At 47.0% G+C, this 13,165-nt stretch carries 10 protein-coding genes; 4 read left to right on the top strand and 6 right to left on the bottom strand.

The features are described 5' to 3' along the window. Positions 1-448: 448 nt before the first annotated feature. Positions 449-985, bottom strand: a complete 537-nt coding sequence (locus H579_RS0117800) for a hypothetical protein (protein WP_028301805.1) — start codon at positions 983-985, stop codon at positions 449-451. A 689-nt stretch (positions 986-1,674) separates the two neighbouring features. Here H579_RS0117800 and H579_RS0117795 point away from each other — a divergent pair. Beyond that, positions 1,675-1,914: a type II toxin-antitoxin system Phd/YefM family antitoxin gene (locus tag H579_RS0117795; RefSeq protein ID WP_028301804.1), complete on the top strand. Its 240-nt coding sequence runs from the start codon at positions 1,675-1,677 to the stop codon at positions 1,912-1,914. Between the two features lie 143 nt (positions 1,915-2,057). On the opposite strand, the gene H579_RS28080 is transcribed toward H579_RS0117795, so the two are convergent. The 3 genes from H579_RS28080 to H579_RS0117780 all read right to left on the bottom strand — a co-directional run bounded on the left by H579_RS28080 (position 2,058) and on the right by H579_RS0117780 (position 3,977). Then, entirely contained in the window at positions 2,058-2,603 is a 546-nt protein-coding gene (locus H579_RS28080; protein WP_051227828.1) for a DUF4240 domain-containing protein, read from the bottom strand. A gap of 280 nt (positions 2,604-2,883) precedes the next feature. Continuing rightward, a complete protein-coding gene (locus H579_RS0117785; RefSeq protein ID WP_028301803.1) occupies positions 2,884-3,429 on the bottom strand; it encodes a hydrolase in 546 nt (181 codons plus the stop codon). 116 nt (positions 3,430-3,545) lie between these two features. Then, positions 3,546-3,977 carry a MaoC family dehydratase gene (locus H579_RS0117780; RefSeq protein ID WP_028301802.1) on the bottom strand — a complete coding sequence of 144 codons (432 nt, stop codon included), beginning with the start codon at positions 3,975-3,977 and terminating at the stop codon, positions 3,546-3,548. 266 nt (positions 3,978-4,243) lie between these two features. Between H579_RS0117780 and phbB the strand changes: the two genes are divergently transcribed. The 3 genes from phbB (at position 4,244) to H579_RS0117765 (ending at position 8,616) form a co-directional block, all read left to right on the top strand. After that, a complete protein-coding gene (phbB, locus tag H579_RS0117775) occupies positions 4,244-4,993 on the top strand; it encodes an acetoacetyl-CoA reductase (protein WP_028301801.1) in 750 nt (249 codons plus the stop codon). Between the two features lie 288 nt (positions 4,994-5,281). Further along, positions 5,282-7,063 carry an acyl-CoA dehydrogenase gene (locus H579_RS0117770; RefSeq protein WP_028301800.1) on the top strand — a complete coding sequence of 594 codons (1,782 nt, stop codon included), beginning with the start codon at positions 5,282-5,284 and terminating at the stop codon, positions 7,061-7,063. 80 nt (positions 7,064-7,143) lie between these two features. Next, positions 7,144-8,616: an NAD-dependent succinate-semialdehyde dehydrogenase gene (locus H579_RS0117765; RefSeq protein ID WP_028301799.1), complete on the top strand. Its 1,473-nt coding sequence runs from the start codon at positions 7,144-7,146 to the stop codon at positions 8,614-8,616. Between the two features lie 272 nt (positions 8,617-8,888). Here H579_RS0117765 and H579_RS0117760 read toward each other — a convergent pair whose 3' ends face one another. After that, positions 8,889-9,794 (bottom strand): Rpn family recombination-promoting nuclease/putative transposase, encoded by a 906-nt coding sequence (locus H579_RS0117760; protein WP_028301798.1) that lies wholly within the window; start codon positions 9,792-9,794, stop codon positions 8,889-8,891. A 369-nt stretch (positions 9,795-10,163) separates the two neighbouring features. Then, positions 10,164-12,293, bottom strand: a complete 2,130-nt coding sequence (locus H579_RS0117755) for a methyl-accepting chemotaxis protein (RefSeq protein WP_028301797.1) — start codon at positions 12,291-12,293, stop codon at positions 10,164-10,166. Positions 12,294-13,165 lie beyond the last annotated feature (872 nt).

The raw sequence follows: 13,165 nt of genomic DNA, 5'->3' as shown, positions 1-13,165 counted from the left end.
GTGTATGGCCTGGAATCTAAAACGAATAGCCAAGTTGCGCCTAAAATAAGGTATTGAACAGGGATATTCTCAAAAAATAGGAATATCCCTGCATAAATCGCAATTTTTTCTGATTTTTAAGCCTATTGACAGCTTAAGTCCGACAGGCTGCTAGGCCATGTATTCGTCACTCCATATCCTCAATGCTCCAGTGACTGATCAGTGATTAGCTTTTTTATCTCTTTGTATTTATTGTGTCTTTTTGATTTACAGGCATACTGATACTTCAGTGGCATAAATTACAACTTCTAATTTACCTGTATTTTGATCTTTGTTGAAAAGAGGTGAAATGAGCGAAAAGAAGAGTACCCTCTGCGCTCATCAAGCAACTCTGTTTATAATAGAGCGGCTTGATAAAGAGCGGGTAAAGCCGGGTTATCAGTCTAGGGGCGGGGGTTATCCAGAAAAACTAGCTGGCAGTATCTGTCTTGACTTCCAAAATCTTTTCACGTCGTAGCAACAGCATTTTATTAACGCCCTCTGAAAGCGCCAGGGCAACATCAAATTTAGGAAATGCCGGAGCTAGCTTGCGACGAACTTCGTTGATATCGGTGCCCGCAGGGAAGGTGCCAATTGGCAGTTTGACATCTTTAATCAGCTTTTCACGACGTACCTGAATTTTATTGAGAGTGCTCCAGGCAAGGGCAAAGCGTTTTTCATCTTCCCAGGTAGGGATATCAATATTGAAAAAATCTTTAATCGCCCGATCAAGTATAACGCCATCTAGCAGACTGCCTTTTTGATGCAGCACACCTAATTTCTTCAAATGAGCTTCCAAGCCTGAGATGTCATTTTCACTTTCGATAACCTTGGCTTTAGCCAGCTCTTTAATCGTCTTAGTGTCACCAAATACCGCATTGCCTTCGTAATCCTTTACATCAAAGGTGGGGCGAAACATATCATTAAAGCCGGAGTAGAAACCCAGCGTCATATATTGACGACTCATTGGCATATCCTGTATCTGAGTATTTCGGTTGTAATCAGTTTTGGCTCTGGGCATTATGCTATGGGGCACGAGGCTTACTGCTTACCTGATATTAATTATTGTCGATTTTCTCGATCCGTGAGACGGAATTTGAGTTCATTCAGGATTATATTATGATCCTTTAGAGAAATTCGACCCCTCAAAGGCTGCTTTTGCAGTATCCCGGTTACTTTTTATACCAGGGCTTATTTTAGTCCAGTATATCTTACCCAAAAGAGAGGTAAACATTTTACTGAGCAAGGTCTGAGTTTCCATGAGAAACATTAAGCAAACTGTGCTCTTTATCCTATTGCAAATATATATCTTTTTGAGCGGTAATGGACTGGCCCTGTGAAAGCATGCTCTAGTTCTTTAGTCTTAACCTTTTAATTATCAAGCAGATTATGGCTATTTGCTGTCTGAAATGGAATTATGCCAGTGTGACTGGTGTCATATTTCCGTGCTTTTTGGGGTGAAAAAAGGTTTGGTTTTGCTAAACTGCAAAAAATATAAAGGTTTCCCCCAAAACTTTATCTTTACCCGATCACCTTTGTCGCATTTCATTATGGCTATGCACAGGATAGTTGCTATGGGTAGTAAGGAGTCTTTGTTGTGTAAGGACGCAGGGAAACATCAGATCTGATGATGACGATTGCAGGAAGGACCTGTTTATGATCCGAATGACCGTTAATGATTTCCGTGCTGGCTTGAATATGGTTGTAAATAAAACAGCTACTGAACATGCGACAGTACTGATTGAAGGAGAGGGCGGCAATGCTGTCATGATTTCAGAGGAAGATTGGAACAGTATTAACGACATTCTGCAGGTAGTTTCTATGTCGGGAATGGCAGAGTCGATCCGTGAAGGGCTGCAATTAGAGATCAAGCAAACTGCTGAGCATATCGACTGACCTTTCAGCTAATCAGCTGTTTAAAGGCATGATATGAAGGCCTGTTGCAATCAACCGGCCTTTATTTTTTACAGTTATATTTTTTGAATCTGTGCGTAACTTTTCTGGTTGCATATCTAAAAATCACTAATACACAGGCAATATTATTCAGCTGCTAGCTCATAACTGCGATTAGAATCCCAGTAGCGTGCAAACAGCTTTGGCATGCGTGCTTCCAGACCAGAAAGATGATCTGGCCAGTCATAATACATCTCGATCTCTTCTGCTGGGGTAGTTTGCTTGAGGAAATCATCTCGGCCCGTTTGAGCTTCATAAGCTTCCAGTGCTGCAAAAACCAGCCCCTCGCCGGTAATATCTTCTACTGGGTCTGTAATATCAGACAGATCTGCCAGAACATCAGGGTTATGCAAAATCTGCGTAAACTTCTCTTCACCGAAAGAGATTAACCAGAGACGAAAATCTTCAAAAATATCATCGTTGATATAGCTTTGTAGAATAAAGTTAGCCATCAATACAGGAAAACTGAAGGCTTTGGCTTTTTGTCGACTTAATTGATTCTCAAAACCGATCAGTTGTTCAGGGGGCAGGTTAGCCAAAGATTGACTGATAGCAATGTACTGACCATCAGAACCAGGGGCATTTTGCTCAAGAGAACGATTGATGATCTCCCAGAAAGCTTGCTCTGTCATCGCAACTATCTCTTTGATTATGGGTTTTGTCGCGAAGTATACCTCTAGTTATTATTAGAGTAACGGCACAGATCAAAAAAACATCACCCATGGTTATGTATAGGTGATGTTTTGTGATTTAGATCAGGTCTATAAACCTATGTAACCTACTGATATATAGGATTAGTAACGCCCAGCTATCAACCTTTGAATGATAGGGGTAGCCACTGATATCTTCTTTTTACTGCTGCGTCATACCCTGTCGGAGTATTGCCATGCCAGACAGGTAGCGCTAAAGGGTTTAGCGTAAAAAGTTCATGCTGAACGTTTTAAACTGCGGCATATCGGAGCGTCTTACCCACTCAAACCCCACCATTTCGCGCGTTACGATGCGAATACCTTCAGCCCGCATACGCTCTATGGCATATTCGGTATCCAAAGGGTTTCTTGCCGAAATGGCATCAGCAACCACAGAGACATCAAAACCTTTCTCTTTCAGGCCCAACGCAGTTTGCATAACACAAACATGAGACTCCATACCGCAAATCACAACAGATTTACGATCCAGGGCCTGAATTGCACTTAAACAAGGCTCTGAATCGGCACAAGAGAACACTGTTTTACCTATAAACTCGCCCTCTGGCAGAAGATTCCTAAGCGTTTCCGTGGTTGGGCCCACACCCTGAGGGTATTGTTCTGAACCCACTATGGGTACTTCCATCAGTTGAGCCACTTCCATCAACCATTGGCAGTTTTTTATCAGGTTCTCACTTTCATGAATGCCGCCCAGCAGCTTTTCCTGTACATCAATCACTAAAAGCGCAGAGTTATCAGCACTGATTAACATCGGGTTCTCCCTATTTATCAATAGATCTCAGATACATTAAGTCAGATCTGAGACAAAAGCATAAGCAAGGGTATACCCTTGCTATCAGGTGGTATATATGCTTACGTTGTATGATGTTAAGCCGGACGGCGGTCCACCATATTCGTAGCAGTACCCTCAGCAACCACTTTACCTTTCACCCGACACACGGTTTCCAGCTTAACCCGGCGACGTTGTTCATTAATCTCCAGTACAGTGGCTGTAGCCACGACAGTATCGCCAATATGGACCGGCGCCTTAAAGGATAGTTGTTGGTCAATATAGATAGCACCGGGTCCAGGCAGACGTGTGCCCAGTACCGCAGAGATCAGGCCCGCACTGAACATACCGTGTACGATACGTTGCTCAAACATGGTCTGCTCGGCATATTCCGCATTGATATGTACCGGATTGTCATCCCCGGTAATGCCAGCAAATAACACGACATCAGCTTCAGTAATGGTTTTGGCATAACCGGCCTGCATACCGACTTCCAGATCTTCTAGGTAATAGCCGTGCAGCGCATCCATTTGGTTATCTGACATTTTGTTCTCCTAAGCTAGCGATAAAAATAAAAACAGATACAACAGCGCATAAATATAAATACAAACACCTAAAAAGCCAAGTAAAAACCCTTGGTTTATTTTTTGACTTTTGCTAACCTGCTTCACATCAACAAGGGTAAATACGATAGAAACACCCTGACAACAGAGGGCGAAAGCCCATATTTAACAATAAGAACAATGCCGCTGTGGACATACAAAAGAACAGGGGCAAACCTTAAAAGGAGAGTTTTATGACTCAACGCATCGCAGTAGTAACCGGTGGTACAGGTGGTCTGGGTGTCGCCATGTGTGAAGCTATGTGCCAACAGGGCCATAAAGTGATTGCCACCTACTACCCGACGGATGAGACAGAAAAACAAGCCAAGGAACAGCAGGCTGAGTTACAGAAAATGGGCACAGAGATTCTGCTGTTTCCATTGGATGTCGCCGACTTTGACAGCTGTAAAAGCTTTGTCGCTACCGTGGAAGCAGAAATCGGCCCAATTGATATTCTGGTCAATAACGCCGGTATCACCCGTGATGCACCGCTAAAACGTATGGAGCATCAACAGTGGCAAGATGTGATCGATACCAATCTGAGTTCTATGTTCAATATGAGCAAGCAGGTGTTTGATGGTATGTGCAACCGTGGCTGGGGCCGTATCGTAAATATCTCCTCGCTGAACGGTGAAAAAGGCCAGTTTGGTCAGGCGAACTATGCCGCCACTAAGGCCGGTATCTATGGTTTTACCCGTTCTATCGCTCAAGAGGGGGCTCGTAAAGGTGTGACCGTAAACGCCGTATCACCGGGATATATCGATACCCCTATGGTGCGTCAGGTACCAGAAAATGTACTGGAAAGCATTGTGCAGGGTATCCCTGTGGGTCGCTTAGGTCGGCCGGAAGAGATCGCCCGTGCAGTGGCATTCCTGACCGCTGAAGAAGCAGGTTTTATCACTGGTACCAATCTGTCCGTTAACGGCGGCCAGTATATGAGCTAATACCAAACAAGATAAGTTGTTGTAGGTCGGAAAAGCCGTAAGGCGCCTTCCGACAATCATCAGATACCAGAGCCAATGTCGGATGGCGCTTCGTTTATCCAACCTCTGATATCAAGAAACGTATCGAGACTGGTATAAGTCTTTCAAAATTGCAGAAGCTGTATCCTTTCTGGAGCTGGCTGACTTTCCAAAAGCCAAGCCGGCTCCAAAAGCACAGCTCTCAATGCTTAAACCCTATCTCCTCGCCACGTATGCCTCAGGCCATGCTCACATTATAAGGAACACATTATGAGTGACTATCTTGCCCCTCTGGATGATATGAACTTTCTGCTAAGCGAAGTTGTCGACTTTCCCAACGTAGTGGAACAGACCGGTTGCGCCGATGCCAGCCCGGATCTGGTCAGCGCTATTCTGGAAGAAGCCGGTAAACTGGCAACCTCGGTGATCGCCCCACTGAACCGTGTCGGCGATGCTCATGGTGTACAGCTAACAGACGAGCATAATGTGCTTACCCCAAATGGCTTTGCCGAGGCCTACCGGGAATACGTTAACGGTGGTTGGGGTTCGCTACAGTTTGATCCTCAGTTTGGTGGTCAGGGCTTGCCCTTTTCCCTGGCGATTCCTGTGCAGGAGATGTGGCACTCCGCCAATATGGCCTGGGGGTTGTGTCCTCTGTTATCCCAAGGTGCGGTAGAAGCAATTTCCGCCAATGCCAACGAAGAGTTAAAAGCTCAATACCTGCCGCAGATGATCAGTGGTGAGTGGAGCGGTACCATGAATCTAACCGAGCCGAATGCCGGTTCAGATCTGGCAGCCGTAAGCGCTAAAGCGGTACCGGACGGTGATCACTATCGGGTCTATGGTCAGAAGATCTTTATCACCTGGGGTGAGCACTCCATGAGTGACAATATTATCCATCTGGTACTGGCCCGACTGCCCGATGCACCGCCAGGGGTGAAAGGGATTTCGCTGTTTCTGGTACCAAAATTCCTGGTAAATACCGATGGTAGCTTGGGTGAGCGTAACGACTGTAAAGCAATATCACTGGAACATAAGCTAGGCATTCATGCCAGCCCAACCTGTGTTATGAGTTATGGCGATAACGAAGGTGCGGTGGGTTATCTGGTGGGTCAGCCTCACCGGGGCCTGGCCTGTATGTTCACCATGATGAATAACGCCCGCCTAACCGTTGGCCTGCAGGGTGTATCCATCTCAGAACGGGCCTATCAGCAGAGTTGCCAATACGCCCGTGAACGTATTCAGGGTATTGCACCGGGCGAGAAACAGAACAGCTTTATTATCCATCACCCCGATGTGCGTCGTATGTTAATGACCATGCGCAGCCTGACCGAAGCGGCCCGAGCACTGGCTTATACCGCTTGCACCGAGGTGGATCTGGCCGAAGCGGATCAGTTATCAGATGAGCAACAGGCTCGTCATAAACGTCGTCTGGCACTGTTAACGCCACTGGTCAAAGGCTGGTGTACCGAGATCGCTCAGGAAGTGACTTCACTGGGCATTCAGATCCATGGCGGCATGGGCTTTATCGAAGAAACCGGCATAGCGCAACATTTCCGTGATGCCCGTATTCTGCCGATCTATGAAGGTACCAATGGTATCCAAGCCATGGATTTGGTGGGTCGTAAGCTGGCCTTTGATCAGGGCTTGGGTATGTCCGAACTGATCGATGATATTCAGGCCTCACTGGAAAGCATCTCTGCCTCAGATGGGCTAAGCGCTACTCAGATCAAGCGCTTTGCGGATAGCGTTGATCAGTTAAAAGAATCATCCCAGATTCTACTCAAATGTGACGACAGCAAGATCACTGGTGCATTGGCGTTTAACTTTATGATGCAAGCGTCTTATGTGGTCGCCGGGTGGCAGATGATCAAATCCGCCGATGCCGCAGAGAAGCATCTACAGACCGACAGTAACCAGAACTTCTATCAAGCCAAGGCTACGACCTGCGCCTTCTATCTGGATCAGATTTTGCCACGACAGCAGAGCTTTGCCGGCACCATTGCCAATGGCGCCCAGTCAACCCTGGCCATGCCTGAGGAGCTGTTCTAAAGCTCATATACCGCATCAAGTCTTTGAAAGAGGCCCCTGAGCTTCTTTCATAACCCAATCGATTTTAAAGAGAACAAACCATGTATATTGATGGCGTCTGGTTAGATAACTCCGGCGGTGACTCCACTGCACATTCCACTGACAATTCCCTCGGCAACTCTACAGGCAACTTTCCGGTTTTTAACCCGGCAACCGGTGAACAGATTGGTTCGGCATTAGACAATACACCCGAGCAGGTGGAATCAGCCATTCAAGCCGCTGAACGGGCCTTTAAATCATGGTCAGCCACCACCGCTTATGAGCGCTCAGCCTGTCTGTATAAAGCCTATCAACTGATGCTGGAGCAGAAGCCGCAACTGGCAGAGCTAATGACCCGTGAACAGGGTAAGCCATTAAAAGCCGCTCTGAATGAAGTGCAATATGGCGCTGATTTTCTGCTCTGGTATGCCGAAGAAGCCAAACGGGTTTATGGCGAATCCATCCCTTCTGCCAGAAAGGATCAGCGCTTCTGGGTCAATCAGGTACCGGTGGGTGTCGTTGCCGCGATTACCCCTTGGAATTACCCGATATCTATGATCACCCGTAAGGTTGCCCCCGCGATTGCAGCAGGCTGCACTATGGTACTGAAACCGGCCGAAAGCACACCATTATGTGCGATCGCCATGTTTAAGATCTTTGAACAGGCGGGTTTCCCACCGGGTGTGCTGAATCTGGTCACTGTCGCTCAACCCGCTGCGACCGGCGAGCTGTTCTGTACTCACCCGGCAGTACGCAAACTGACCTTTACCGGCTCAACACCCGTGGGTAAACATCTGGCTACTCTGGCTGCACCACACCTAAAACGCGTTTCGATGGAGCTGGGCGGCCATGCGCCAGCGGTAGTCTTTAATGACTGCGATCCTGTACATGCGGCCAAGGGGTTATCTCTGGTGAAATTCCTTAATACCGGCCAGGCCTGTATCAGTCCAAACCGCATCTTTGTACAACGAGATGTTGCTGAACCTTTCCTGGCTGAACTCACCGAACGAGTGAAAGGGATGACCGCAGGCAATGGGATGGAGCCCAATGTGCGTATCGGCCCTCTGATCAATCAAGCGGCTATCGATAAGGTTTCAGCCCAGGTAACGGATGCGATTGAAAAAGGCGCAACCTTGTTGTGTGGTGGAGAGCCACTTACCCTAGACGGCATGGAAAAAGGCCATTTCTATAGCCCAACGGTACTGAGCAATATCACCCCAGAGATGAGAATCTACCGGGAAGAGACCTTTGGCCCGGTGGCTCCCGTCATTATCTTTGATAGCGAAGAAGAAGTGTTGGAGATGGCTAATGACACCCACTATGGCTTAGCTGCTTATGTCTATACGGAGAACCTATCCCGTTCCATCCGTATGTATGAAGGTCTGAACTTCGGCATTATCGGTATTAATGATATCAATCCGACCAGTGCTGCCGCCCCATTTGGCGGTATGAACAGCAGCGGCCTGGGCCGTGAAGGTGCCAAAGAAGGTATTTTGGAATATCTGGAAACCAAGCTGGGTGGGATTTCGGTTTAGATTACGTTTCGCTTGGGTATAAATCCTGTTTCTTTAATAGCGGGCTGCCTGAAAAGAGAACTTTTATCAGAGCAGCCCAAAGTTTGTCTGAAGCTAAATCTGCTTGGCACTATGTTGAAAGCTAAATACCATTCCCGATAAGTTTCTTGATATCAGAATAGGCTGGATAAGCGAAGCGCCATCCGAGACAGCCTCAGATTCTCAGCTATTGTCGGAAGGCGCCTGCGGCTGTTCCGACCTACAGCAACTTATTTGGGTCGGTATAACAGCTGCTAATTTTCATTCTTAAGCTTATCAAGTACTTCCTGACTTACCTGAGCGATACTGATGATCTGCTCATCGGGTATACCAGCCTTCAACATATTAGCGACCATCAGGTGTTTTTCTTGTTCTCGCCCGGTCTCAATACCTTCTTCCCTTCCTTCTTCACGGCCTTGCTCCAATCCTTCTTCACGGCCTTCATCCCATGCGGTATCGATCACATTTTTAAGGTCGCGATAGTATTTCAGACTGGACTCATAGGCCTGGCGTTCTTCCGGTTGGAATCGGGCAATACTGGCTTTTTCAAACAGGCTTAAAAACACTTTCTCTCGTAAGCGTGGCGGGATCTCTTCCAACTCATGCAGATGGCGAAACAGAAAGAACCATTTGTCCTGCAGGCTTTCCAGCTGTTCCTCTGTTTTCATGAAGTTCGGCAGGGTCAGATAGATAAAGGTCAGCTTGTCGTAAAAGGTTTGATTATGCTGATTCTTTAATTGCACATGGTGCACAACATCGCCATGGGTTGCCGGATCTTCATCGTCAAAAATAAAGTCCAGTATTCCAATGGTATAAACCGCAGAAAGCTTAAAGTTCCAATCGCCTTTTTGCGCTTGCTGCTGGATAGGGAAGGTCGCATAAAACAGGCTGCGATCTTTAAAATAATTTTGTTTCGCTTTTTGCAGCTCAACAATAAAGAACTCACCATTAGCGCTGACACAGTTCAGGTCAAAGATGGCTTTTCGATCCAGCGCTGTAGCGCCTTGGTGTTCACTGTTGCTGAAGTGGAGTTCCTGAATTTGATGGCGTTCAGGTAGTAGAGTATTAAGAAAGCTGATCAGATGGATTTTGCTGGCTTCTTCACCAAAGGCTTTCTTAAAGCCAAAGTCCGTAAATAAGTTGATATATTTCTCTTTCACGACCTTGCCCAACTGATCTTTTAAAAGCCCGAAACAGGTTTATTTCGGTTCGAAGGAGTGATCATTATCACCAGTTGCTTCATTGGGAGCAAGGCAGATCAGATTAACTTGTATCAGAACAGAGCAGGATGAGTTGAGTAGCTGTAACGTTTAAGCCCCCCCTCGAATGGAAGTAATACCAAACAAGATAAGTTGTTGTGGGTCGGAAAAGCCACAAGGCGCCTTCCGACAATCAGATACCGGAGCCAATGCCGGATGGCGCTTCGCTTATCCAACCTACTCAAATATCAAGAAACTTATAAGATATCAATGCCCCAAGGAATTACTCATCACCTCAGGGCATTGACCAAAATAGCAACGGACGCTGCCTTATAATTTAAACTGCCTCACCACCTGATTCAGCCGTTGCGACAATTGCGTCAGCTGCTCACTGCTTTGGGTGGATTGCTCTGCTCCCTGCACAGCCTCTTCTGCTACTTGATTGATAGTATTCAGATTAGAGGTGATCGTTTCCACCACACTGCTTTGTTGTGAGGCTGCGCTGGCCACCTGAGCATTAAGATCTGCCAGGGTAGTTACCGAATCCAGAATCGCTTGTAGCGAGCTACCCGCTTGTGCCGCCTGATCGATACTGGCATCCGCTTTGGAACGCCCTTTATCCATCACAGCCACTGCTTTCTCAGTGCTTTGCTGGATACTATGGATCATGCCCTGTACTTCATCGGTGGATGTTTGAGTCCGTTGTGCCAAACCGCGTACCTCATCGGCCACTACCGCAAAACCACGCCCTGCTTCACCGGCACGGGCCGCTTCAATGGCGGCATTCAGCGCTAATAGATTGGTCTGCTCGGTGATATCCCGAATTACATCCAGAATAGAGGAGATATTTTGGCTGTCCTGCTCCAGTTTTTGGATCGCATTGGAAGCCTGCTGCACCTCACCAGCCAAGGCATCAATGGATGCACTGGTCAGCTTGATCACATTCTGGCTCTGACCCGCTTCCTGTTGCACATGCACTGTAGCGTCGTTGGCTTGCTGAGCGCTATTCGCTACCTCCTGGGCAGTTGCTGTCATCTCGGTTGCAGCGGTAAGAATCATAGCAACTTCATCTTGCTGACGCTCCACCCCTTTGCGGGTTTGATAGGAAATAGCAGCCGAATGCTCCGCTGCTGTGGTCAATTTATCGCTGGATTCAGCAATCTCTCTGATCATGCGCTGCATACGATCAACCAGAGTGTTACAGGCATCCGCCAGAACTCCGGTTTCATCACTACGCTGGATATCCAGCTTTTGCGTCAGGTTTCCATCGGCGACCTGACTCAATACCTCAACTACACTGCGAATCGGGCGCACAATACCACCGGCAACCACCCAGATTGCGATCAGAGCCGCTAAAGTCACTAAGGAACCAACAATCACCTGACTGCGGGTCGCATCAGCCACCACTTCTGCAATGCTGGCATCCATCTCGTTCACTGAAGCCAATACCACTGAGCGGGGCACCGCAATCAGCAGTGACCAGCTGACATCAGTCCCTTTGATAGTGATTGGCATAGCGGCACGTACCCAGTCTTGTTCTGGGTAATCGTTAATGGCGGTTTGACCCGATTTAACGGCGCTTAGCTCCTGTTGCCATTGGCTTTTATTAATGCCGTCACTGATGCTGGTAAAGCTATGGCCCTGATTCTCACCCTTGCTATGAGCCGCTATGGTGCCGTTATGACTGAGGATAATCACATCACCCTGACCATCGTACAGAGAGCTGCTGATCTCTTGTGCTATTTGTTGAATAAACTCTAAAGAGATATCGACACCGGTCACACCGTGGAATTTACCTTCAATCAGTACAGGCACCACCAGAGAGGTGGTTAGTACCTGTTCACCAATGGGTGATGGCGAGCGAGGATCAATCACACAGGGTTTTAAGGTCTCTTTCGAACACAGATAGTACTCACCGGTACGGGAACCGTTTTCCAGTAATGTTTTATCTTCGTATTTTAATAGCGCGGTTTTTTCCAACCCTTTATCGGTCGTGTGCCAGTAGGGAATAAAACGACCAGAGCGATCATAACCGGGCACTCTGGGGCTGAAGAAATCATCGATATTATCCAGACCACCGGCTTCCCAGGCGGTAAACACACCGAGTAACTGAGGATTATACTGCGCGGTACTCTGTAACAGGCCATCAATACGATCCCGTAGCGAGGTATCGTATAACTCACCAATCTTGGCGGTACTTTTCAGGCTGATCAGATTACGGGCCAGGGCGTTGGCCTGATCAAGGGAAACATCCAGATGGTTACGCACCACTTCACCGCCATAATTAACCTGGGCGGTGAGTTCACGCTTTACCTCAGACATGAGTAGGGTTTTACTTTTCTCCTGCACCAGCTGTTGCATATCGCTGTAGGTTTTAAAGGAGAAAAACAGCAGTACCACTACCGAGAACAAGAGGGCAGCCCCTGTCCACAGCGCGATGCGGGTTTGTATCGATTTCATGCGGGTCTTCCTGTGGATCTGTTGTTATTGTTTTACATATCCATGCAGGCCAGACATTCTCTAGTGCTTCCATAGTGACCGAAAACGGCAACCTGCTCTTGTATCGAGCAGTCTTGTTTCGGTGCGGTTAGCCTTTTTATAAGCAGGCTATGGGTGAGTCAGTGGTTATTCGCGAACCACTTTACCCTCACGCTTGACCACTTGCGGCTATTGTTATTTGTTTCCGTACTACCAGATATGTCGTTATGGCATACACAGCATGTACATTGGCTTTTTCAAGCACGTCAAAAACACGATTTTTTTGTAGATACTTTCTTTTAGATGTTATGACTCAAATAACGGGTGATCTGAGTGCACACTCAAGCTTTTTTAAAACCTTAAAGGCTTTATTGTTCATCCTCTGCACGACAGGGACGACGGTCTTTTTCAGTCTCTTATACCATTCCCGATAAGTTTCTTGATATCTGAGTAGGTTGGATAAGCGAAGCGCCATCCGACACCGGCTCAGATACTCAACATTTGTCGGAAGGCGCCTGCGGCTTTTCCGACCTTGTATCTCTCCGGAAATCAGGGTTAGCTACCTTGATGACCTGTAGAGTCCGGTGATGTTGGTTCCGACCTTAGTGTTTGACGCTGTAATGTAGATAAACGCCCAGACTCTCATTGTTCTCATACATTGAATGGTATCCAAGCACCTGTTTTCAGTGATGCTGCATATACAAGGTAAATGAGAGATGCATTATATAGGTATTGATATTAGTAAAGCTAAACTTGACTGCTGCTGGCTGCGTGATGTCGACAAAAGCAAGTTTAAAACCAAAGTTTTCAAGAATGTATCGACAGATTACAAAGCTCTGATAGCTTGGTTAAAA

Origin of the sequence: Oceanospirillum beijerinckii DSM 7166, from assembly GCF_000422425.1 — a bacterium.
Lineage (GTDB): Bacteria > Pseudomonadota > Gammaproteobacteria > Pseudomonadales > Halomonadaceae > Oceanospirillum > Oceanospirillum beijerinckii.
The sequence above is the reverse complement of the archived record's forward strand: the minus strand, read 5'-3'. Positions and strand labels throughout refer to the sequence as shown.

Bases quoted from the DNA above. Each gene is read 5' to 3' on its own strand.
- H579_RS0117800 (WP_028301805.1), bottom strand. From the start codon at position 985: ATGAGTCGTCAATATATGACGCTGGGTTTCTACTCCGGCTTTAATGAT.
- H579_RS0117795 (WP_028301804.1), top strand. From the start codon at position 1,675: ATGATCCGAATGACCGTTAATGATTTCCGTGCTGGCTTGAATATGGTT.
- H579_RS28080 (WP_051227828.1), bottom strand. From the start codon at position 2,603: ATGACAGAGCAAGCTTTCTGGGAGATCATCAATCGTTCTCTTGAGCAA.
- H579_RS0117785 (WP_028301803.1), bottom strand. From the start codon at position 3,429: ATGTTAATCAGTGCTGATAACTCTGCGCTTTTAGTGATTGATGTACAG.
- H579_RS0117780 (WP_028301802.1), bottom strand. From the start codon at position 3,977: ATGGATGCGCTGCACGGCTATTACCTAGAAGATCTGGAAGTCGGTATG.
- phbB (WP_028301801.1), top strand. From the start codon at position 4,244: ATGACTCAACGCATCGCAGTAGTAACCGGTGGTACAGGTGGTCTGGGT.
- H579_RS0117770 (WP_028301800.1), top strand. From the start codon at position 5,282: ATGAGTGACTATCTTGCCCCTCTGGATGATATGAACTTTCTGCTAAGC.
- H579_RS0117765 (WP_028301799.1), top strand. From the start codon at position 7,144: ATGTATATTGATGGCGTCTGGTTAGATAACTCCGGCGGTGACTCCACT.
- H579_RS0117755 (WP_028301797.1), bottom strand. From the start codon at position 12,293: ATGAAATCGATACAAACCCGCATCGCGCTGTGGACAGGGGCTGCCCTC.